This is a genomic window from Scytonema hankhaensis NUACC26, from assembly GCF_045865695.1.
Lineage (GTDB): Bacteria > Cyanobacteriota > Cyanobacteriia > Cyanobacteriales > Nostocaceae > Scytonema.
In genome coordinates this window covers 1-21071 of record NZ_BAACAP010000233.1, presented here as the reverse complement: position 1 = coordinate 21071, position 21071 = coordinate 1, and the positions used below count along the sequence as shown (strand labels likewise).

Here is a 21071-nt window from a genome sequence, read left to right as displayed (position 1 = left end):
TCCAAACTCAAGAAGCGCTTTTCTCAGAGGCAATATTAGGCACTCTCAAATGCAGATAAATTATTTCGGACAAATTCGCGGAACGAAGTTGGTTTTTCTCCAAGAATTTGTGGGATATTGTCATAAGTATCAGCAAAGTCAGGAAGTTGTCCGGCTTGTAGCAATTCCATCTGACGAACAATACATTCAAAGTAAGCAGGTTCCATTGTTTGACCGATGGGTAGCTTTCGCAAATCGGAGGCGGGAAGTGGCTCGTATGTAATCGCTTTGCTAAGTTCTTCCGAAAGAATTTGTGCGGCTTCATTCATAGTCAGGGCTTCTACACTTAGGAAATACTTTTGCCCAATATGCTTTTGGGGAGAACGCAACGCTACTGCTGCAACACGCGCAAGGTCAAAACAATCTACCAATCCGACACGTTCCTGACCGAAGAACATACGAAGTTTTCCATCTTGTACAGCACCGAAAAAGTTTTGCATGAAAGCGTTGGGACAAAGATGAGTCCAACCAATACCGCTAGCTTCAATATAAGTTTCCACAAGTTGATGCCAAATATAATGGCGAATTAACTTTGTCTGCGGACAACCGGGTTGATGGAAAGTACCTACATGGACAATATATTCAACTCCAACGTCTTTGGCTGCATCTGTCAAGTTTTTACCTTGGCTAAGCATATCTACGGTGTAGCCAGTAACCATAAAAAGATGCTGTACGCCCTGTAGTGCTTTTTCGTAAGTCGATATCTGGTCAAGGTCAAGATGTACGGTGGAAATACCTCGTTTTGTAAAAGTTTCTGCTTGTTCGGGTTTGCGAATGGCAACACGTAACTGAAGGTGATCTGAACCACCGTCTTGTTCCAACAAGTTAACGAGGTGAGAACCCGTTCTACCAGTAGCACCGAGAATCAAAGCAACAGGATTTGAAGGACTCATCTGATTTTGACCACTAAAAATTACCAAGGAACGGGCTTGCGTGAATTAAAGAAACTACCTGTTGGACCGTCTTCCGGTAGTGTAGCAAGCCATACAGGAGTGTCAGCACCTTCTTCTACTGTTCCTGGTGCATCCGCACTACCCATATCTGTCTGTACCCAACCAGGACAAGCAGAATTGACTTTGATTGGAGTATCAGTAAGTTCCTTTGCAAATTGTACCGTAATTTCATTAAGTGCTGTTTTAGATGCTTGATAAGCTAAACCTCGGAATTGAAAGTAGTGTGAGTTTGGATCGAGAGTATCCGTAAGGGAACCAAGCGTACTTGAAATATTCACTATTCGACCTGCATTACTCTTGCGAATAAGGGGGAGCATTGCTTGAAGTACCGCAAAAGCACCAAAGACATTTGTCTCAAATGTTTCTTTAAAAACTTTTAAGTCAAGATCGCTGGGATTTATACCCCAGTCATGAAAAATACCCGCATTGTTTACCAAAACATCTAGCTTGCCAAAACGTTCTTCAATATTTTTGGCAGCTGTAGCAATAGAAGAGATGTCAGTCACATTAAGTTTAATAGATTGTACGTCAAGTCCTTGGGCTTGTAACTTTTCCGCAGCTTCAGCCCCTTTGATTTCATCTCTAGCACCTACAAGGACGGTCAACCCTGCTTTTGCAAGTTGACGGCTAATTTCAAAACCTAGCCCCTTGTTAGCACCTGTTACCAAGGCAATTTTTTTGTCGTAATTCTGCATAATTTGGTTGTGCTTAATTTGTATAGTCTCAGAAGAGTATGTCTTGACAAGTCTTTGTTGTTTTAGAAGCTTCAGTATTTTATAGAATTTCAGACGCTGCCATCTTGCATATTATTGCGAAATATATTTAATTCTTGTTTTATCTTGTTTACCAGATTCCTCAAATCTTGCATATACTTTAATTAGACGCAACGTTACGTCTTACAAAAGAAGCAGTCTATACTTATGTCACAAAAGGTAGAGAATAACCGCACTCAAATAAAATCTCCCGCGAAATCACCTTCAACACGCAGGCGAAATCAGCGTTCCCATCAAGCAATTCTTCAGGCGGCTTCGGAGTTGTTGGAAGAAAAGGGTTATGGAAGTGTTTGTATTGAAGCGATCGCAACTCGTGCGGGAGTAGGGAAGCAAACTATTTACCGGTGGTGGTCATCCAAAGCAGCTGTTATTATGGAAGCCTGCGCTACCCAAGCCACAAGCGAGATTTCTACACCAGATACAGGTTTAGTGCAAAAAGATTTATACACAATTTTGCAACAACTGTTTAACCTATTGAAAAAAACCCCTACAGGTAATGCCATCGCCGGACTCATTGCGGAAGCTCAAACAGATCCAGAGGTGGCTAAAGTATTTTACGAGCAATTTGTGCAAAGCCGCCGACAAGCTACATACACCATTTTAGAACGAGGAATTGCACGGGGTGAATTGCGATCGGACTTAAATTTGGAATTAGCGATTGATGCAATTTATGGTCCGGTTTGGTATCGGTTGTTGTTGAAGCATGCACCGTTGGATGACTCTTTTGCCAAAGAATTGGTGAATTTGGCTATGGTGGGAATACAAGTTTAGGTATTGAGGAAAACGCTTGTGGACGCCTATATAGCCGACTACCTAGGATGAAGCAAGAAGTAAACTGCGATTGCTTAATACGCATTTGGAGGATTTTGTGGAATTTGACGTGGATAGTAGGAAGTTTTGAACCGCCGAGGTGCAGAGGACGCAGAGTAAAGAGGTGAATCTAAATAGTGGGAAGAGTACTTCTACTGAAGTTCCACTTTTTTTATGAATTTTGCGATCGCTCGTAAGTATGAATTGCTTCCTGGTTGATAAATTTGGAAATGTCCTCCGCCTGGAATCAGCAAAATTTGTTTGGGTTGTGAAGCTGCGTTGTACAGTTCCTGGCTCATGTATGATGGGACAACAGTGTCGGCGGTTCCATGAATAAACAGAACTGGAACACGTAGAAAGCGAATTTTGGAGAGTGAGTCAAAACGTTGTGTCAAAAGTAAATCAACGGGAAACAACCAAAACCCATCTCTGTGCTTGATTGTTTCTACCATTGATGTGAACGAGCTTTGCATGATGAGCCCCCTCACTTCTGGATGTTGCACCGCCAAATCTAGAGCCACTGCACCCCCTAAGGATTCTCCATATATGACAATATTATTGGGAGGAATGTGTTTTTCTTTTACTAAATAATTCCAAGCCACTTGGCTATCTTGATAAATTTGCGACTCGCTAGGAAATGAACCTTGAGTGCGACCAAATCCTCGATAATCAATTACCAAGACAGAAAATCCTAACTGCCTTAATCCATGCAGTCTTGCTACGTGATTGTAGTAACTTTTATTTCCTGCTGCACCGCAAAAGTACAAAACAACTTTAGGAGAAGAAAGAACCTGCACGGGTTCATTTGGAATTTTTAAAAATTTCTCCTGAGGTAATGGTGCGCTAACCCACCAACCGTGAAGATTTTCGCCTTGAGTAGCAGTTGATATCAATACATCCTGATAGGGAAGTCTAAAATCTGGAGAACTGGGTAATGTTAGAATTTTAGGATTGGGGCGAAATATAATGTAACGCTGTCGCAAAAAGAGCAACACACAAGTAGAAAGGTAAGCGAGCGCCAATAATCCTGTAATAGATATCAATAGTTTGTAATGATGAAACAGATTTTTTTTACGTAAAGCAAGTTGCTGAGATTCAGTCATTCTGAACATTCTCTACTGTAAAATTGGTGCCATGAAGTTTGTTATAGTGAGCGATCGTTTCTTCTACTGAATAAGACTCCTCATTGCTCTCAGTCATAGCACGTTGAAAATTAGTAACATCTCTTGCATCTTCCGACGCTTCTAAACGCTTTAACTGATAATTGGGAATAGGTTCTTTAGATACAATGGCGTAAAGTACATCTGGGTCTAGATCTGCTCCCGATTGCCATTGAATGGTACCTACCTCAAGATTTACCTCAACCTGAGTAAAGTATTCTTGATTTTGTAAGGGAGCGAAAACACCAGTAAATTTAACAATTTTACTGATATCAACAACTCCTTCGACGCCATCTTCAAAACAGATGTGTAGTTGATAATTTTCTTGTGGTTGAACTACGACTATATCTTTTAACATAATTTACTCCAGTGGTAAAATTTTGTTTAAAGGTTGGTTATCCCTTGCCAGTTCCCAATCTGCCATTAATTCAGATTGATGTAAAGTAGCCCATTCTAATACCAGTTTAAATAGCCTAGAGGTTAGCTCACCTTCTAAAATTTCTAATGTTTCAATGCTAACTATAGCTTTTTGTTGATTATAGCGAACATGGAAGTGTGGCGGAGGATGGTTGTTATAGTACATAGTAATAAGAATTCCAAAAAATCGGCTAATTTCGGGCATTGGCTTTGCTACTGTGTAATTATGATAGTTTTAATAAGAATTATTGTTCAAACTGTAAGCTAGTCTGTAAATTCCCTCCACTAACTGCTGCTCTGTCAATTCACCATAACCAAAAATAAACTCACCCGTCAAATGCTGTCTAAGATAATGAGGGGCAGCAGACATGATTCCTACACCTGCTTGCTCTGCACGTTGCATAATCTCTTCATCACTAAAAGGTGTTTGCAACCTCACCATTAAATGGATTCCTGCTTTTTCTCCTAATATCGTCGCTTTCTCTCCAAAATTCATGTTGAAGGCTTTCACCAAAACTTGACGGCGTTTGTCGTAAACCGCTCGCATTTTTCTAATATGTCGTTCTAAATGTCCTTCCTCAATAAAGTCTGCAAGCACCTGCTGTTCTAGTAGTGGTAAATGCCGATCGCTTAACCATTTTGCACGAGCAAAAACAGAAACTAAGCTTTTTGGTAACACTAAATAACCAATTCTTAGGGAGGGAAACAGTACTTTTGAGAACGTACCGATGTAGAGAACTGAGTCGCTTTTGTCTAAACCTTGTAAGGCAGGAATAGGGCGATCGCCATAACGATATTCACTGTCATAATCATCTTCTACGATAAATGCCCCAGTTGCACCAGACCAAGTGAGTAATTCCAAACGTCTTGGCAGAGAAAGTATTGCTCCTGTGGGAAATTGGTGAGAGGGTGTGACATACACGAGCCGGATTTGTTCTTTTGCACGTGCTAAGTCTTCAACCACCAAACCAAACTCATCGACAGTAACAGGTAAAAGTTTTGCGCCTTGCGTTTCAAAAATGAGTCTTGCACTCAAGTAACCGGGGTCTTCCATGGCAATAACGTTCCCAGGCTCAATGAACAAACGCATAATTAAATCTAGTGCTTGCTGTGTGCCGTTCACAACTAACACTTGGTCTGGATCGCAGTTGACAGCACGGGAACGGGAGAGGTAGCGTGCGATCGCTTCTCGCAAAGGTTTGTATCCCAGAATATCTCTTGAATAATCCAGCCATTCCAAGTTAGAGCAACAGTAGCGAGACAGCAGCTTGCGCCATAGTTCTATGGGGAATTGGTCAAAAGCAGGTCGCCCGTAGCGGAAGTTAATTAACAATTCCGGTTCGGGAACTCTTGGTACATTCTCTGTCTGAAGTAAACCGACTCCGTATTTAGAGAGTTGAACTGGCGGACGAGTTTTTGTTCCGGTCGATTGAACTGGTGCTGAACGCAATAGATCGTCGGGAAGTTGAGAGCAAACGAAAGTACCTGAACCCATAACAGTCTCTATATAACCCTCACTTAAAAGGCGATCGTAGGTTTGAGTTACAGTCGTGCGGGAAATACTTAGAGATTTAGCAAGTTGACGGGTGGAAGGAATGCGATCGCTAGGTAACAATCGTCCCTTCAAAATAGCTTGGCGCAGTTCCTCGTAAAGCTGTTGGTGGAGTGGTATTGGGGAATTGCTGTTTATCGTAATGGCAAAATCCATTAGGCATCTTCTATCAAATCATCATCTAATTCCACACCTTAATCAATTTATGAGCAGCCTCCGACATTTCCGTAGTATAAGGCTGCCACGTATTATTTTTCATCGCTTCTGTTAGTGCAAAATCAAGAAATAGTCGCATCAATAGCGAGTATTCTTTGCTAGTCATTAGAAGTGTATATACAGGGTGTACTGATATGTTAACAGTTCATAGGCTGTCACTTTATGGAAACTACAATCATTGCATTTGGTGAATCATTGCATTTAGTGGGACGGGCGTCCTCGCCCGTCTCCGTTCTGTTCTATAGGACGGGCTAGAAGCCCGTACCACAAGAGCGAGGTTTACTGAGGTTGTGTTAGTTCAAAAATTATTAGCTAAGTTTGCTTGAGTTATGACGACCTACTAAAGTGGACTTATACAAAATAACAAAAGTGGCTCTTGTTAAAGACAACTTAGGAAAAGTATGAAGGATAAAGTAAAACATTTACATCCTTCATACTTCTTTTATGTTGATTGAACAACGAATCATTATCAAAGAAGCAACGGCATCAGAAGACTTTCTCATTGCCGAGCATTTCTATAAAATGTGGTTGGACATAGGGTTTCCAGATGATGCCATCGCCCTGAGCGCAAGCCGTACCCGGCTTATCGCACCCGATTGGTTAAATATTACCCTTCAGTTTGTAGAAAAAGCACGTCGAGAGTTATTCTATAAAGCTTTTGTGGCAGAGGTTGAAGGTGCAGTTGTCGGTTCTGCCAGTTGCCAGCTCCATAGCGGTCTCTACCCAAATATTATCAAGCAAGAATACCGCAAATACGGATATATTTGGGGCGTTTATGTTGAACCTTCATATCGCCGACAAGGAATTGCCAAGCAACTGACAAGTAAAGCTGTCACCTATTTGAAAGAGATTGGTTGTACGCGGGTAGTTCTCAACGCTTCTCCATTAGGAAAACCAGTTTATGAGAGTCTTGGTTTTTCTAGTAGTAATGGTATGCAATTAGATTTGTAAAATATTCAGAAACTTGAGTATTGTTCGCTCTACTTCGTTTTTTTGTAATTGGGATACACATTTATGACTACATTAAATAATCAAAGTGATAAGGCGGGAACGGCTTGCGCTCAGGGCGATGGCGAACTGTTGACTGTTACAAAACGCAATCAGATTAAGCGAGTTCCGCAACGGGGTCATTACGAATCTCAGGTAATCTATGAAATTTTAGACGAAGGATTAGTTTGCCATGTAGGGTTTGTTGTTGATAACCAACCCTATGTTATTCCTACTGCTTACGGTCGAATTGAAGACAAACTTTATATCCATGGTTCCCCAGCAAGTCGTATGCTTCGTTCTTTAATTCATGGGATTGAAGTGTGCGTCACAGTGACTTTACTTGATGGATTAGTTCTAGCAAGATCCGCATTTCACCATTCTATGAATTACCGTTCCGTCGTCATATTTGGTACGGCGACTCTAGTACAAGATACACAACAGAAGTTAGAAGCATTGAAAGCTTTTACCGAGCATATTGTACCGGAACGATGGGCAGAAGTACGGCAACCCAATCGTCAGGAATTAGAAGGAACTTTAGTGCTTTCATTGCCGATAACAGAAGCATCTGCTAAGGTGCGGACAGGACCACCAAAAGATGATGAAGCTGATTATGCTTTACCAGTATGGGCTGGTGTTTTGCCTTTAAAACTAGTTACAGGAAATGCAGTTCCAGATTCACGTTTGAATACTAAAGTGTCTTTACCAAATTATGTACAAAAATACACGATATAATTACAAAGGTGAAGAGAAGATTTTTGTACAATAGTCAACAATGAATTACATCTTTTTTATCTCACGCAAAGACGAGGCAGCGCGTTGCGGGGGTTCCCCCCGTTGTAGCGCCTGCCGTCACAAAGGCGCAAATTACTCCCTTTCCACTATAAGATTACGATTTTCTTTTCCTCTTTCTTCGTGTCCTTTGCCTCTTGGCGGTTCATACAAATAAGTAATCTTCGGGTAGGAAAGGATAAGAATTCATTCTTTGTGGTCTAAATAAATAAAACCTGCTATTGTATTCAATTAATAAACTGAGAAAAGTAAGTATATGCTTGATGCTTTAGCTTTTGGATTTTAAACGCGATCGCACTTATTCTTTACCTAAAACTTTTTCTATAACTTTTGCGCTCGCTCAAGGGATTCCAATTGCTGCCCAATTAAATCAAGTGGTAAATAGGAGTGCATAGTATCGAGCGTGGGTATAGACTTCTATCTTAGCGAGAGTTCTACAGACCTCACCCTCCCAACTTTAGAGAATGTTTGTAAAGTATACCGCTGTGTCAAGATCCCCAGATAGCAATTCCTCATCTTTTTTCTCTGCGCTTTGGTGCGCCTAGAAGGTTCAAAAATAATTTATTTAACCGCAGAGGCGCAGAGTACGCAGAGGTAAGAAGAGAGACTATTTACCCTACGTATATTTTACAACTTTTACACAGCTTGCCACATATCATACATAAACTTCCGGACTCAAATCCTCAGTATTGAAGAGTGTATTTAATTACTGTCTATTCTATAGCTACTTATGAATAACCCTGCTACAACATCATGGAACGAAGTCCGCGCTGCATTTCAAAAAATTTGGGGTTATGAGGACTTTAGACCACCGCAGGGAGAAATTATTCAAAGTTTATTGGCGAAAAAAGATGCACTGATTATCATGCCCACAGGTGGTGGGAAATCTATCTGTTTTCAGTTACCAGCATTATTACAAACTGGACTTACGCTTGTGATTTCGCCATTAGTGGCGCTAATGGAAAACCAAGTACAGGAATTACAACAACGTCACTTAGCAGCTGCTCTTTTACATGGTGAGTTACCAACGTTTCAACGACGGAAAACTTTGCAAGCTTTAGAAAAACAACAGTTGCGGTTGCTTTACCTGTCGCCGGAGACTTTACTCAGTCCACCCGTATGGGAAAGATTGTGTCAACCTCAACTTATGATTAATGCTCTGATTTTAGATGAGGCACATTGTTTGGTGCAGTGGGGAGATACTTTTAGACCTGCTTATCGAAGATTGGAAGCTGTCAGACCTGCACTCCTTAAATCTAAGCCAGTTGGAACAAAGATAGCAATTGCCGCTTTCACTGCTACTGCTGACCCCACAGCCAAAGCAATAATTCAACAAGTCCTACAATTACACGAACCGACAGTGTTTTGCATCAATCCTTACCGTCCCAACATTAACCCTTCTGTTCGCATAGCTTGGACGCCAAGGGGGAGAAAGCAACAGATTTTGAAGTTTTTGAAGGATAAAACAAAACAAAGTGGGTTGATTTACGTTCGCACAAGACAAGATAGTGAAGATTTAGCTGCATGGCTGCAACAGAAGGGATACTCTACCACTAGCTATCATGCAGGGCTGGGTGCAGAAGACCGTCGCGCTGTAGAAGCAAAATGGCTGAGTGGAGAAATATCTTTTGTGATTTGTACGTCTGCTTTTGGTATGGGAATCAACAAAAGTGATTGCCGTTGGGTGATTCATTTTCACTCACCCTTACTGCTATCAGAGTACGTTCAAGAAATTGGACGTGCAGGAAGAGATGGTAAACCAGCCCAAGCCCTAACTTTAATAAGCGAACCTACAGGATGGTTAGATCCAGAGGACAAACAAAGGCAAAAGTTCTTTGAAAAGAAAGTGCGATCGCTCCAAAACTCCGCTCAGCAACTTGCGAAAAAACTGCCTTCTACTGGTGAAGTGGCAACAGTGACACAACAATTTTCTGAAGGTGCCATCGCACTCTCTTTACTGCACAGTAGCGGTCAACTCAAGTGGCTCGACCCATTCCACTATACAATTCTTCCCGGTACAAAAACCTCACCCGTCACACAATTAAGTGCTACCAAGCAGATGAGCCAGTATCTTCTAACTAAGCAATGCCGTTGGGGATTTTTATTGAACGCTTTTGGTTTTCACAAAGAAGTCAACTGGCATTGCGGGCATTGTGATAATTGCTTAAAAAATTATGAATTATAAATTATGAATTATGAATTGAGAATTTTTAATTCATAATTCATAATTCATAATTTATAATTCTAAAATTGTCTTAAGAAACGTAAGTCGCTGGCATAGACGCGGCGAATATCATCGATTTGGTGGAGTACCATGGCAAAACGTTCTACTCCAAAGCCCGCAGCAAAGCCAGTGTATACTTCTGGATCGTAGCCAACAGCTTTAAGTACGTTTGGATCGACCATTCCGCAACCCATCACCTCCAACCAGCGACCGTTCCATTGCAAGTCAACTTCTGCAGAGGGTTCGGTGAAGGGAAAATAGCTGGCGCGGAAGCGAATTTCCACGTCGCCAAACATTTCTTGTAAAAATACTTTTACAGTTCCTTTAAGGTCGGTAAAGGTTAACCCTTCATCGACTGCTAAAAGTTCTATCTGATGGAAAACTGCTGAGTGAGTCGCATCAACATTATCTCTTCTGTAAACTCGTCCGGGAGCGATGACTCGAATGGGTGGTTCCTCGGTTTCCATGTAACGAATTTGTACTGACGAGGTATGAGTCCGCAAGAGATTTCCATCTGGTAGATAGAATGTGTCCTGCATATCGCGGGCTGGGTGATCCGGAGGCGTGTTGAGTGCTTCAAAGTTGTAGTAGTCGGTTTCCATCTCTAAACCGTTGGCTACCGTGTAGCCCATACCAACAAAGATGTCTATTGCTTTATCGATTATCCCATTGAGCGGATGGACGCGACCTTGAGGACGGTAGATTCCTGGCATTGTTACATCCAAAGTTTCAGCATCTAGCTGTGCTTGAATTTGAGCTTTTTCTAAAGCTGCGTGTTGCCGATCTATACTGTCTTGTAGGGCATCTTTTACCGTGTTTGCGATCGCCCCAATTTTTGGTCTTTCTTCTGCACTCAATTGACCCATACTTCTCAACAGCGCCCCTAGCTGACCTTTCTTACCCAGGTAGCTGACTCTTAGTTCTTCAAGGCGTTCTAGTGTATCGGCGGCGGCGATTGCCTTTTCTCCTTCCTCTTGCAGTGCTAAAAGTTGCGCTTCTAAGTTGTTAGTCATTAGTTAATAGTCATTAGTTAATAGTCATTTGTCATCGGTCATTTGTCATTTGTCATTGGTCATTTGTCATTTGTTATTTGCAAAGAACGAATGACGTTAGCATGGCATCCACAAGCCAAAGACAGCAGTCAAAGCCAAACTGTTGTTTTCCTGCACCCAGGACTAAACTATTATATTAGATTCTTGCTCAATCAGTGACCAGTGACCAGTGACCAGTGACCAGTGACCAGCAACAACTAACAACTAACAACTAACCACTAACTACTAACAATGAAATTACTAATTAGTAATGATGATGGTATTTCATCTCTGGGTATTCGTACTCTTGCCAACACCTTAGCGGAAGCAGGTCACGATGTGAATGTAGTGTGTCCGGATCGGGAACGTTCTGCTACCGGACATGGGTTAACTCTACACCAGCCAATCCGTGCTGAAATTGTGGAATCTATCTTTCATCCAACTGTCAAGGCTTGGGCTTGCGATGGCACTCCTTCTGACTGTGTTAAGTTGGCTCTGTGGGCTTTGTTGGAATCCCCGCCAGATTTAGTTCTTTCTGGTATTAATCACGGTGCCAATTTGGGGACTGAAATTCTCTACTCTGGTACTGTGTCTGCAGCAATGGAAGGCTTGATTGAGGGGATTCCTAGTATCGCCTTTAGTCTTGCTAGCCACAAAAGTAAGGATTTTCAACCCTCTGCTGATTTTGCCAAAATTTTAGTAGGGCAAATTGAGAAAAACCCCTTGCCAGAGTTGATGTTACTTAATGTCAATATTCCTCCTGTCAAATGGGAAGAGATTACCGGGGTGACTCTCACCCGTCAAGGCGTGCGACGTTATGTCGATGTTTTTGATAAGCGAGTCGATCCGAGGGGGAAAACTTATTATTGGTTAACTGGTGAAGTTCTGGAGGACGTTGAACCACCGATTGGTTTGAATCTTTCTCAGAACATACCTATTGACGTTCGCGTTATCCGTGAAAACTACATCAGTATCACACCTTTACAATACAATCTTACCTATGCACGGGGACTTAGTGAATTATCTAAGTGGGAATTTAAGTTTCCATAAAGTTTATAAAATGTACGGATAACTCCGTCTAGTTACCGAAATGCAACTGGGCAAAATTTAGGTTATAAAGTGAGGAGTCCATTTTGAGGATAAACGATAGATAAATATTTAAAGATATGAAAACTCAGCTAAAAATTTTTTCATTCCTAAAAACAAAAACAATGTGTTACCAGAGCACGCTGTCTTCCTGAAAAGTTCTTTTTTAAGAAAAGCCTGAAGACAGCATAAACTTAATAATTAAAGTAAAAATTCTTTGTATCGATCGCCCACTCAGTCCAGCAAGCAAAACTCATGTCTAGGGTAGAAAATTTATTTTCCGTGTATTTTTGGGGCGTTCGCGGCAGTATTCCCTGTCCGGGACCTGACACCGTTCGCTATGGCGGTAATACCCCTTGCGTTGAGATGCAAGTGGGCGGCAAACGCTTAATTTTTGATGGAGGCACGGGTTTACACGTTTTAGGACAATCTTTGTTGTCCAAAATGCCGATAGAAGGACATATTTTTTTCACCCACTCCCATTGGGATCATATGCAAGGGTTTCCCTTCTTTAGCCCGGGTTTTATTATGGGAAACACTTTTCATATCTATGGTGCGATCGCTCCTGATGGCTCCACCATAGAACAGCGTCTCAATGACCAAATGCTGCATCCCAATTTTCCGGTTCCCTTGCAAATCATGCAGGCGAATCTGGATTTTCACGATGTCATACCGGGACGTGCAATATATATTAATGATATTACTGTAGAAACTGCCCCACTCAATCATCCTGGTGAAGCTGTAGGATACAGGGTAAATTGGCGCGGAAGATCTGCTGTTTACGTAACTGACACCGAACATTTTCCTGACAGAATAGATGAAAATGTTCTTAAGTTAGCTCGCGATGCTGATATTCTTATCTATGATTCTACTTATACCGATGAAGAGTACCATTCTTTAACCAGACCTAAAATTGGTTGGGGACACTCTACTTGGCAGGAAGCTGTGAAAATAGCTCAAACGGCTAATGTCAAAACTTTAGTTATCTACCATCACGACCCCTCTCACGATGACGAATTTCTAGATCGTGTCGGTCAAGAAGCAGCAGAGAAATATCCGGGGGCTGTGATGGCACGTGAAGGCATGGTACTTCAAATTCCCGTACCCATTACTTTATCAGAATCTTTTCGGTGTTAGGAAATTCTTTGTTTAAAGATGTATCAAGGAAGTAAAGGTAGATTTTGGATTAGATTGGTGATTAGAAGCTTATGCGCTTTGCACGCAAGTGCCAACAGCCTCTCAGCAAAAAACGGTTAACCGCTAACTCAAGCAGTTTGCCGTTAGCCATCACTCATCAGCCGAAAATTATAATAAGGCTGAGACGCGATCGCCTTTGGCGCAAGCCTCCCCCGGCTTATCGCTAATTAGCTGATAGCTTAAACATTCCTAAAATCCCAGAATCGACGTGCTAAATCTGTCTCAAAATGGGTTTTCTGTGTGGGTTACTTCTTCAACCGAATTGGCTCTAACACCGACGTGTGTTGCTCTAGGCAAATTTGACGGCGTGCATCGCGGTCACCAACGGGTTATTCAACCTATATTGTCTGATGTCACGGCATCCTCACACGCCTACTCCACGGTGGTCACCTTTAATCCCCATCCTCAAGAATTTTTCACAGGTCGCGCCCGCACCTGGTTGACACCGTTGGATGAAAAAATTTTTCAGTTGCGATCGCTTGGGGTAGAACAATTAGTACTGCTACCCTTTGATAAAGAATTGTCCGCGTTAACTCCCGAACAATTCGTAGAAAAAATTCTCATCCAACAATTACAAGCCAAACGGATTAGTGTCGGGCAAGATTTTTGTTTTGGCTCCAATCGTAGTGGGACTGCTCGAGATTTGCAAATCCTTGCTGCCAAGTTTGACATTCCCGTCACCATTGTTCCCATAGAAACTTGTGCATCTCCTGAAACTGCAGACAACAGCGAGCCCAGCGATTCTAATTTCCCAGCTCGCATTAGCACCTCACTCATCCGTCAAGTTCTACAGAATGGTGATGTTTGTCAAGCAAACAAGCTGTTAGGAAGACCTTATACCTTAATAGGTCACGTCATCAAAGGTCAACAAATTGGGAGAACAATTGGGTTTCCCACTGCCAACCTACAGTTGCCAAAAGATAAATTTTTGCCAAGTTTTGGGGTTTACGCAGTTCGTGTTTTTACTCTCAGTGAGACACTGAACGAGCCAGAAGATACTTACTTAGGCGTAATGAATATAGGTAACCGTCCAACAGTAGATGGTACGTATCAATCCGTAGAAGTCCATTTATTTGATTGGTCTGGCGATTTATACGGTAAAAAACTAGCAGTACAGCTAGAACAATTTTTACGACCCGAGGAAAAATTTTCTTCATTAGAAGCCCTAAAACAACAAATTCAACAAGACTGCATTGCTGCAAGAGCATTTTTGGCTGGTTAGTTGGGAATAATAATGGGGACTGGGGACTGGGGACTAGCGACTGGGGAAGGTTCTAATTCCCAATCCCCAATCTCTATTGCCCCTTATCCCCAGAGGGGGCCCCGAGTTCCCCAATCCCCATACTATGAGACAACAAATTGACGCTTTAACACAAAACCTAGGACTAGCGATTGTTGGTAAAGCTGAGGCAATAAGGTTAGTACTCGTTGCCTTGCTAGCAGGCGGTCATGCTTTATTAGAAGATGTACCAGGGGTAGGCAAAACCCTCCTCGCCAAATCTTTAGCTCGTTCTATTGATGGTAAGTTTCAAAGATTACAATGTACTCCCGATTTACTCCCAACTGATATTACAGGTACTAATATTTGGAATCCAAAAAGCGGTGAATTTACTTTTCTTCCGGGTCCGGTATTTGCTAATGTCCTACTAGCAGACGAAATCAATCGTGCTACACCTCGCACCCAGTCAGCCTTGCTAGAAGTGATGGAAGAACACCAAGTCACGGTGGATGGTGTTTCTCGTAACGTTCCCTTACCATTTTTTGTCATTGCGACTCAAAACCCAATTGAATATCAAGGGACTTTTCCCCTACCAGAGGCGCAGATGGATCGATTCATGTTATCCGTGAGTCTCGGCTATCCTACTGAAGCAGAAGAACTTCAGATGCTGCAACGCCATCAAGAAGGTACCAATGTCGCCGATTTACAGCCCTGTATCTCTTTAGCAGAAGTACAGGAATTACAACGAATATGTTCAAAAGTCAAGGTAGATACTTCACTACAACAGTATATTCTTGACTTAGTGCGAGCAACGCGACACGATGAGGAAATTACACTTGGTGCCAGTCCTCGCGGTACAGTTGCTTTACAACGAGCAACTCAAGCCCTAGCTTTTCTGTTGGGGAGAGACTATGCCATTCCCGATGATGTAAAATTCTTGGCACCTTACGTTCTTTGCCATCGTCTGATACCGAGTGGAGGACGCAGAGCAAAAACGGTGATGGAACGATTATTACGTTCTGTACCTGTTCAGTGACCAGTGACCAGTGACCAGTGACCAGTGACCAGTGACCAGTGACCAGTGACCAGTGACCAGTGACCAGTGACCAGTGAGCAGCAATCGATCCAAAATCTAAAATCCAAAATTCCCAAACAAATGTCAAAGATTGTTAAACGTCAATTCCGCAATCAAAAATTAAAGAGAACGCCGCTTGGGTTCCTCTTAGTTATTCTGGCTTGGAGTTTGGTTATGGGTTGGCTTTTAGCAATGGCAACTCATGCTCAAGGCGCACCTTCTACTCCCTCTTCTCACGGGTCACGGGTCACCGATCGCTGGTCACTGGTCACTGGTCACTGGTCACTGGTCACTGATTCTGAAGTCGGTACTGTTGATGTCGTTCCCGCACAACACCAACTTGGGCAAGAATTATATTTGGAAAATTGCTCGACTTGTCATATTGCCTTACCTCCTGCTGTTTTTCCTACCCAAACTTGGAAAAATTTGTTGGAGGACTCACAGCACTATGGAGTACAACTTAAACCATTAGTCGATCCGCCACGTATTTTAGTTTGGAGGTATCTTTCTACTTTCTCTCGTTCCCAATTGCTAGAAGACGAACAAATTCCCTATCGCGTTGGTAGTTCTCGATATTTTAAGGCATTGCACCCCCAAGTTAAAATACCAAAGCCCGTCCAAATTGGCAGTTGTGTTACCTGTCACCCATCCGCCTCAGACTTTAATTTTCGTCGCCTCAGTCAGGACCAGTGACCAGTGACCACCTGACCAGTGACCAGGGGGAATTTTCTACCTTTTCTACCCCCAATCCCCAATCCCTAATCCCTACCTCCCAAGGAGGGGAATCGCTACCTCTCCTCAGTTGGGCTTTGGTGCTTCAACTGTGAGCAAAATGATACTATTGAAACAGTCTAGATTTAAGATAAAAATTCAATTCCTACGCTGAGAAATCTGATTGGCTGTTAATAATGCTGTTTTCGAGCAAATTTTCATGACTAACCCATCTCAATTTAAGGTTGGGTTTGGTTAAGTGTTTATAATTAATCCCAATCCTTTAGTTTCCGTCCCCTTAATTCTGTTCAATAATCTGCCATGCTAAAAACTTTGTTGGGCGACCCCAACGCTCGTAAACTTAAAAAATATCAACCTTACATTACAGACATTAATCTTCTGGAGGAAGACGTAAAAGCCCTTTCGGATGACGAACTAAAGGGCAAGACTGTGGAGTTTAAACAGCGTCTTGGGAAAGGCGAAACTCTTGATGACATCTTACCGGAAGCGTTTGCTGTGGTTCGGGAAGCAGGACGCCGAGTTTTGGGGCTGCGTCACTTTGATGTTCAATTGTTGGGTGGTATTATTCTCCACACAGGGCAAATTGCTGAGATGAAGACTGGTGAGGGTAAAACTCTGGTTGCAACATTACCGAGTTATTTAAATGCTCTCACAGGTAAAGGCGTTCACGTCATCACAGTGAATGATTACCTAGCCCGTCGTGACGCGGAATGGATGGGACAGGTACATCGTTTTTTGGGATTGACCGTGGGGCTAATTCAGCAATCCATGACGCCAACGGAACGTAAGAAGAATTACGATTGCGATATTACTTATGTCACTAACAGTGAGGTGGGTTTTGACTACCTGCGGGACAATATGGCAACATCTATGGCGGATGTGGTACAGCGCCCGTTTAATTACTGTGTTATTGACGAAGTAGATTCCATCTTGGTTGATGAAGCGCGGACGCCTCTTATTATCTCAGGACAAGTCGAAAGACCAACGGAAAAATATCTTAAAGCAGCCGAAATAGCTCTAGCATTACAGAAAGACGAGCATTATGAAGTAGACGAAAAAGCTCGGAACGTACTGCTGTCGGATGAAGGTTTTGCAGAAGCAGAACAACTTTTGGGAGTTAAAGATTTATTTAACCCAGAAGACCCTTGGGCGCATTTCATTTTTAACGCGATTAAAGCAAAAGAACTTTTCCTGAAGGATGTAACATATATTGTCCGTAATGGAGAAGTTGTCATTGTCGATGAATTTACAGGTCGAGTTCTTCCGGGACGCCGTTGGAGTGATGGACTGCACCAAGCCATTGAAGCTAAAGAACACGTAGAAATTCAGCCAGAAACTCAAACTCTAGCGACAATTACTTATCAAAACATGTTTTTGCTGTATCCCAAGTTATCTGGTATGACGGGAACGGCAAAGACGGAAGAAGCAGAGTTTGAAAAAATTTACAAGCTGGAAGTTGCGGTTATTCCTACTAATATGACGAGGAAACGCCAAGATTTGCCAGATATGGTCTTTAAGACAGAAGCAGGTAAATGGAAAGCGATCGCACAAGAATGTGCCGAAATGCACGCACTTGGTAGACCTGTTCTCGTGGGAACTACGAGTGTAGAAAAATCAGAATATCTCCGGCAATTGTTGAGACAAATGGAGATTCCCCACGAATTGCTGAACGCTAGACCGGAAAACGTGGAGCGGGAAGCAGAAATTGTCGCACAAGCAGGACGGAAAGGCGCTGTAACGATTGCGACTAACATGGCTGGGCGTGGTACTGACATCATTCTTGGTGGTAACGCCGAGTATATGTCACGTCTCAAGATACGGGAATACTTTATGCCTCGCGTTGTCAGACCGGATGATGAAGATGCTTTTGGTATCCATCGGGCTGCTGGCTTACCTCCGGCGGGAACGGGTGGCGGTCAAGGTTTTGTACCCGGTAAAAAGGTGAAAACTTGGAAGGCTTCACCACAAGTATTCCCAACTCAACTGACAAAAGAAGCAGAAAAATTGTTGAAAGATGCAGTTGATTTTGCTGTTAAGGATTATGGGGAACGGAGTTTATCGGAGTTGGAAGCCGAAGATAAAGTCGCTATCGCTGCAGAAAAAGCACCAACGGACGACACCGTCATTCAAAAATTACGGGAAGCTTACAACCGAGTTAAGCACGAGTACGAAGAGTTCACCAAAAACGAACACGATGAGGTGGTACAACAGGGCGGTTTACACGTCATTGGTACAGAACGTCACGAATCGCGCCGAATTGATAACCAGTTGCGGGGACGTGCGGGACGCCAAGGTGACCCCGGTTCGACAAGATTCTTCCTCAGCTTAGAAGATAACTTACTGCGGATTTTTGGAGGCGATCGCGTTTCGCGTTTGATGACAGCATTTAACGTAGACGAAGATATGCCTATTGAATCTGGAATGCTAACCCGTAGTTTGGAAGGTGCTCAGAAAAAAGTAGAAACTTACTACTACGACATTCGCAAACAAGTCTTTGAGTACGACGAAGTGATGAACAATCAGCGTCGTGCGATTTATGCGGAACGCCGCCGTGTTTTGGAAGGACAAGACCTCAAAGAACAGGTGATCAAGTACGCTGAAAAGACGATGGATGACATCGCCGACTATTACATCAACCCCGATTTACCTTCAGAAGAATGGGAATTGGAAAAATTGGTTGAAAAAGTCAAAGAATTTGTTTATCTGCTAGCCGATTTACAGTCAAGTCAGCTAGAAGATATGACAATGACCGAGATTAAAGAGTTCTTACACGAACAAGTAAGAATTGCTTACGATCTCAAAGAAGCTCAAATTGACCAAATTCAGCCCGGATTAATGCGTCAAGCAGAAAGATTCTTTATTTTGCAAAGAATCGACACTTTGTGGCGCGAACACTTACAGCAGATGGACTCTTTACGCGAATCTGTAGGATTGCGAGGTTACGGACAGAAAGATCCGTTAATTGAGTACAAGAGTGAGGGGTACGAATTGTTCTTGGATATGATGGTCAACATCCGCCGAGACGTAGTTTACTCCTTATTCATGTTCCAACCACAGCCTCAGCCAATGATGCAAACATCTTCAGAGATGGTTTAGGGAAAAGGGAGTAGAGAGTAGGGAGAAGAAAATTTTCATTTATTCTGATGTATGAAAGTAGATGATGGCTACTTTGTAAATGATACAAATCTGACTCCCTCCCTCGTTCCCAGGCGGAGCCTGGGAATGTTGTTTTAGGAGGCTCCGCCTCCCGTACTCAGAACTAAACTACATTCAAGATTTCACGGCAAAATAGAGAAAACCACAAATTATTGAAAGTACCTATGGAAATTGCACAAAACATAAGTGTAGATCCAAATGTTCACCACGGAACTCCTGTCATCACCGGAACCCGTGTTCCTATCTCTATTGTTATCGGTTCTCTTGCAGGCGGTATGAGCAAAGAAGAAGTCATGCAAGAATATGAGCTAACTCAAACACAGGTTGAAGCCGTACTAACTACCCTACAGCATATTCTGTAAACTGCCGCATAAATGGAGAGTGAAATCCCAATACAATATCCTCCTTTGGTACTCCAGCAATAACTAAATCTGCTGCAATATCATCCTCCGTACCATTCCATTGCAACCAAATTTTTCCACCTTTTAGATCGATGTGTATGATACAACTATGTACCCAATCCTGACCTTCCCAGCCTATATAAACGATTTGGTAATGGTCGCGTTCCGTGTCAAAAATTGTCTCAACTTCAACATCTCCGTAGGCGGGTTTTTGTCTACCATACTCTCCAAGTATCTGTTGTACAAGCTGCCGATATCGTACTATTTTTTCCATTCCACAATCACCTCAGATTCAATATTATAAACAATCATTTTGACTTGATTTTCCTCCACCATTTCCCTAGGAAATTCAAGTTGAAAAAATGTTCTATAAGTCATCGAAGGTACTGCCAAGTATAAAATCCGATCTGGTTCTCGCCGTCGCAGTGCGCTTCTATAATTGATAAATTGTCCTAGTGCAGTGTGGAATTCTGAGATTGCAGACGACTGCTCCAGAAAACTCTTGACTTCAACAGCAATTTTTTCGCCTTCCCTTTCTGCCGCAATCAGTTTTTCTGCTGCCAAATCAATGTACATTTTTACACCACCCACACTAAATGTCAATGGGTCGTGAGTTATGTGCCAACCGTCTTTCTGTAAAGCTTTTTTTACAACCTCATGAAAGACATCTCTAGCAGACATAAATACACACAATAATATTTCCTACCTCCATGCTACAGTAAGTGGAGACATTGTGTAGGAACAAAAAACATATGGCAGATCGCAAGAGGTGAAAGTATTTTCAGGAGTTAGTTCAAATGAGTAAGCTAGTCATACCAAATTTTACAGGAAACCAATTGGGACAAGTAACCGTTACCTTAACTCTTACAAATCTCATAGACCAAGTTTTAGCTCAGCGAGGTTTTATTTCTCCTGAAGAAGTTCGCTCTTGCATCCTGGACAATGTTTTAGTAGATACAGGAGCAACAATGCTATGCTTACCCACTGCTATTATCGATCGCCTAGGTTTAGTGCAGTCTGGAGAAGTGAATGTGGAGACAGCAGCCGGAATGAAGCAGGGGCGGATTTTTCGAGCTGTTGACCTATGTATTGAAGACCGTCGAGGAACTTTTGATTGTTTAGAATTAACAGAAGTGCCTTATGCTTTGCTAGGTGTAACACCAATGGAAGTTCTTGGAGCATTTACTAGAACTAAGATTTGTTGATGATTTAAAACATAGTTGACAATATCTAACATGGGGAATCAAATAA

The 21071-nt window shown here is 42.4% G+C and carries 22 protein-coding genes; 13 read left to right on the top strand and 9 right to left on the bottom strand.

Annotated elements, in window-relative coordinates:
• Window positions 1-35 precede the first annotated feature (35 nt).
• A complete protein-coding gene (locus ACKTT2_RS36235; RefSeq protein ID WP_407895823.1) occupies window positions 36-932 on the bottom strand; it encodes an NmrA family NAD(P)-binding protein in 897 nt (298 codons plus the stop codon).
• 20 nt (window positions 933-952) lie between these two features.
• Window positions 953-1687 carry an SDR family oxidoreductase gene (locus ACKTT2_RS36230; RefSeq protein ID WP_407895822.1) on the bottom strand — a complete coding sequence of 245 codons (735 nt, stop codon included), beginning with the start codon at window positions 1685-1687 and terminating at the stop codon, window positions 953-955.
• Between the two features lie 225 nt (window positions 1688-1912).
• Here ACKTT2_RS36230 and ACKTT2_RS36225 point away from each other — a divergent pair, with 225 nt between their 5' ends.
• Window positions 1913-2536, top strand: coding sequence for a TetR/AcrR family transcriptional regulator (locus tag ACKTT2_RS36225; RefSeq protein ID WP_407895821.1), 624 nt, complete (start codon window positions 1913-1915; stop codon window positions 2534-2536).
• 191 nt (window positions 2537-2727) lie between these two features.
• Here ACKTT2_RS36225 and ACKTT2_RS36220 read toward each other — a convergent pair whose 3' ends face one another.
• Genes ACKTT2_RS36220 through pdxR form a run of 4 tightly spaced genes read right to left on the bottom strand, consistent with a single transcriptional unit; the run spans window position 2728 to window position 5860 of the window.
• Window positions 2728-3678: an alpha/beta hydrolase gene (locus tag ACKTT2_RS36220; RefSeq protein WP_407895820.1), complete on the bottom strand. Its 951-nt coding sequence runs from the start codon at window positions 3676-3678 to the stop codon at window positions 2728-2730.
• On the bottom strand, window positions 3671-4093 hold the full coding sequence (locus tag ACKTT2_RS36215; protein WP_407895819.1) for a DUF2442 domain-containing protein: 423 nt from the start codon (window positions 4091-4093) through the stop codon (window positions 3671-3673). The genes ACKTT2_RS36220 and ACKTT2_RS36215 overlap by 8 nt, the downstream gene beginning before the upstream one ends.
• Window positions 4094-4096: 3 nt before the next feature.
• Complete coding sequence (locus ACKTT2_RS36210; protein WP_407895818.1) at window positions 4097-4357, bottom strand: DUF4160 domain-containing protein; 261 nt, start codon at window positions 4355-4357, stop codon at window positions 4097-4099.
• 30 nt (window positions 4358-4387) lie between these two features.
• A complete protein-coding gene (gene pdxR, locus ACKTT2_RS36205) occupies window positions 4388-5860 on the bottom strand; it encodes a MocR-like pyridoxine biosynthesis transcription factor PdxR (protein ID WP_407895817.1) in 1473 nt (490 codons plus the stop codon).
• A gap of 504 nt (window positions 5861-6364) precedes the next feature.
• Between pdxR and ACKTT2_RS36200 the strand changes: the two genes are divergently transcribed.
• From ACKTT2_RS36200 to ACKTT2_RS36190, 3 genes are all read left to right on the top strand, one after another.
• Window positions 6365-6871, top strand: coding sequence for a GNAT family N-acetyltransferase (locus tag ACKTT2_RS36200; protein WP_407895816.1), 507 nt, complete (start codon window positions 6365-6367; stop codon window positions 6869-6871).
• A 63-nt stretch (window positions 6872-6934) separates the two neighbouring features.
• Window positions 6935-7642, top strand: a complete 708-nt coding sequence (locus ACKTT2_RS36195) for a pyridoxamine 5'-phosphate oxidase family protein (protein ID WP_407895815.1) — start codon at window positions 6935-6937, stop codon at window positions 7640-7642.
• Window positions 7643-8429: 787 nt separating this feature from the next.
• Window positions 8430-9884: a RecQ family ATP-dependent DNA helicase gene (locus tag ACKTT2_RS36190; RefSeq protein WP_407895814.1), complete on the top strand. Its 1455-nt coding sequence runs from the start codon at window positions 8430-8432 to the stop codon at window positions 9882-9884.
• Window positions 9885-9943: 59 nt separating this feature from the next.
• On the opposite strand, the gene pheS is transcribed toward ACKTT2_RS36190, so the two are convergent.
• On the bottom strand, window positions 9944-10936 hold the full coding sequence (pheS, locus tag ACKTT2_RS36185) for a phenylalanine--tRNA ligase subunit alpha (RefSeq protein ID WP_407895813.1): 993 nt from the start codon (window positions 10934-10936) through the stop codon (window positions 9944-9946).
• A 270-nt stretch (window positions 10937-11206) separates the two neighbouring features.
• Here pheS and surE point away from each other — a divergent pair, with 270 nt between their 5' ends.
• The 8 genes from surE to ACKTT2_RS36145 all read left to right on the top strand — a co-directional run bounded on the left by surE (window position 11207) and on the right by ACKTT2_RS36145 (window position 19781).
• Window positions 11207-12004: a 5'/3'-nucleotidase SurE gene (gene surE / locus ACKTT2_RS36180; RefSeq protein WP_407895812.1), complete on the top strand. Its 798-nt coding sequence runs from the start codon at window positions 11207-11209 to the stop codon at window positions 12002-12004.
• A gap of 291 nt (window positions 12005-12295) precedes the next feature.
• Window positions 12296-13177, top strand: a complete 882-nt coding sequence (locus ACKTT2_RS36175; protein WP_407895811.1) for an MBL fold metallo-hydrolase — start codon at window positions 12296-12298, stop codon at window positions 13175-13177.
• A 71-nt stretch (window positions 13178-13248) separates the two neighbouring features.
• On the top strand, window positions 13249-13404 hold the full coding sequence (locus ACKTT2_RS36170; protein WP_407895810.1) for a hypothetical protein: 156 nt from the start codon (window positions 13249-13251) through the stop codon (window positions 13402-13404).
• Window positions 13405-13445: 41 nt separating this feature from the next.
• On the top strand, window positions 13446-14459 hold the full coding sequence (locus ACKTT2_RS36165) for a bifunctional riboflavin kinase/FAD synthetase (protein ID WP_407895809.1): 1014 nt from the start codon (window positions 13446-13448) through the stop codon (window positions 14457-14459).
• Window positions 14460-14583: 124 nt separating this feature from the next.
• Window positions 14584-15492 (top strand): AAA family ATPase, encoded by a 909-nt coding sequence (locus ACKTT2_RS36160; protein ID WP_407895808.1) that lies wholly within the window; start codon window positions 14584-14586, stop codon window positions 15490-15492.
• 120 nt (window positions 15493-15612) lie between these two features.
• Window positions 15613-16224, top strand: coding sequence for a cytochrome C (locus tag ACKTT2_RS36155; RefSeq protein WP_407895902.1), 612 nt, complete (start codon window positions 15613-15615; stop codon window positions 16222-16224).
• A gap of 339 nt (window positions 16225-16563) precedes the next feature.
• A complete protein-coding gene (secA, locus tag ACKTT2_RS36150) occupies window positions 16564-19359 on the top strand; it encodes a preprotein translocase subunit SecA (protein ID WP_407895807.1) in 2796 nt (931 codons plus the stop codon).
• A gap of 224 nt (window positions 19360-19583) precedes the next feature.
• Complete coding sequence (locus tag ACKTT2_RS36145) at window positions 19584-19781, top strand: DUF433 domain-containing protein (RefSeq protein WP_407895806.1); 198 nt, start codon at window positions 19584-19586, stop codon at window positions 19779-19781.
• Here the strand turns inward: ACKTT2_RS36145 and ACKTT2_RS36140 are convergent.
• A complete protein-coding gene (locus ACKTT2_RS36140) occupies window positions 19759-20094 on the bottom strand; it encodes a XisI protein (RefSeq protein WP_407895805.1) in 336 nt (111 codons plus the stop codon). The genes ACKTT2_RS36145 and ACKTT2_RS36140 overlap by 23 nt on opposite strands.
• Window positions 20082-20501 carry a XisH family protein gene (locus tag ACKTT2_RS36135; protein WP_407895804.1) on the bottom strand — a complete coding sequence of 140 codons (420 nt, stop codon included), beginning with the start codon at window positions 20499-20501 and terminating at the stop codon, window positions 20082-20084. The genes ACKTT2_RS36140 and ACKTT2_RS36135 overlap by 13 nt, the downstream gene beginning before the upstream one ends.
• 116 nt (window positions 20502-20617) lie before the next feature.
• Between ACKTT2_RS36135 and ACKTT2_RS36130 the strand changes: the two genes are divergently transcribed.
• Complete coding sequence (locus tag ACKTT2_RS36130; RefSeq protein ID WP_407895803.1) at window positions 20618-21025, top strand: aspartyl protease family protein; 408 nt, start codon at window positions 20618-20620, stop codon at window positions 21023-21025.
• Window positions 21026-21071: the final 46 nt, after the last annotated feature.

Excerpts from the sequence above, each read along its gene's own strand:
- ACKTT2_RS36235 (WP_407895823.1), bottom strand. The coding sequence starts at position 932 with ATGAGTCCTTCAAATCCTGTTGCTTTGATTCTCGGTGCTACTGGTAGA.
- ACKTT2_RS36230 (WP_407895822.1), bottom strand. The coding sequence starts at position 1,687 with ATGCAGAATTACGACAAAAAAATTGCCTTGGTAACAGGTGCTAACAAG.
- ACKTT2_RS36225 (WP_407895821.1), top strand. The coding sequence starts at position 1,913 with ATGTCACAAAAGGTAGAGAATAACCGCACTCAAATAAAATCTCCCGCG.
- ACKTT2_RS36220 (WP_407895820.1), bottom strand. The coding sequence starts at position 3,678 with ATGACTGAATCTCAGCAACTTGCTTTACGTAAAAAAAATCTGTTTCAT.
- ACKTT2_RS36215 (WP_407895819.1), bottom strand. The coding sequence starts at position 4,093 with ATGTTAAAAGATATAGTCGTAGTTCAACCACAAGAAAATTATCAACTA.
- ACKTT2_RS36210 (WP_407895818.1), bottom strand. The coding sequence starts at position 4,357 with ATGCCCGAAATTAGCCGATTTTTTGGAATTCTTATTACTATGTACTAT.
- pdxR (WP_407895817.1), bottom strand. The coding sequence starts at position 5,860 with ATGGATTTTGCCATTACGATAAACAGCAATTCCCCAATACCACTCCAC.
- ACKTT2_RS36200 (WP_407895816.1), top strand. The coding sequence starts at position 6,365 with ATGTTGATTGAACAACGAATCATTATCAAAGAAGCAACGGCATCAGAA.
- ACKTT2_RS36195 (WP_407895815.1), top strand. The coding sequence starts at position 6,935 with ATGACTACATTAAATAATCAAAGTGATAAGGCGGGAACGGCTTGCGCT.
- ACKTT2_RS36190 (WP_407895814.1), top strand. The coding sequence starts at position 8,430 with ATGAATAACCCTGCTACAACATCATGGAACGAAGTCCGCGCTGCATTT.
- pheS (WP_407895813.1), bottom strand. The coding sequence starts at position 10,936 with ATGACTAACAACTTAGAAGCGCAACTTTTAGCACTGCAAGAGGAAGGA.
- surE (WP_407895812.1), top strand. The coding sequence starts at position 11,207 with ATGAAATTACTAATTAGTAATGATGATGGTATTTCATCTCTGGGTATT.
- ACKTT2_RS36175 (WP_407895811.1), top strand. The coding sequence starts at position 12,296 with ATGTCTAGGGTAGAAAATTTATTTTCCGTGTATTTTTGGGGCGTTCGC.
- ACKTT2_RS36170 (WP_407895810.1), top strand. The coding sequence starts at position 13,249 with ATGCGCTTTGCACGCAAGTGCCAACAGCCTCTCAGCAAAAAACGGTTA.
- ACKTT2_RS36160 (WP_407895808.1), top strand. The coding sequence starts at position 14,584 with ATGAGACAACAAATTGACGCTTTAACACAAAACCTAGGACTAGCGATT.
- ACKTT2_RS36155 (WP_407895902.1), top strand. The coding sequence starts at position 15,613 with ATGTCAAAGATTGTTAAACGTCAATTCCGCAATCAAAAATTAAAGAGA.
- secA (WP_407895807.1), top strand. The coding sequence starts at position 16,564 with ATGCTAAAAACTTTGTTGGGCGACCCCAACGCTCGTAAACTTAAAAAA.
- ACKTT2_RS36145 (WP_407895806.1), top strand. The coding sequence starts at position 19,584 with ATGGAAATTGCACAAAACATAAGTGTAGATCCAAATGTTCACCACGGA.
- ACKTT2_RS36140 (WP_407895805.1), bottom strand. The coding sequence starts at position 20,094 with ATGGAAAAAATAGTACGATATCGGCAGCTTGTACAACAGATACTTGGA.
- ACKTT2_RS36135 (WP_407895804.1), bottom strand. The coding sequence starts at position 20,501 with ATGTCTGCTAGAGATGTCTTTCATGAGGTTGTAAAAAAAGCTTTACAG.
- ACKTT2_RS36130 (WP_407895803.1), top strand. The coding sequence starts at position 20,618 with ATGAGTAAGCTAGTCATACCAAATTTTACAGGAAACCAATTGGGACAA.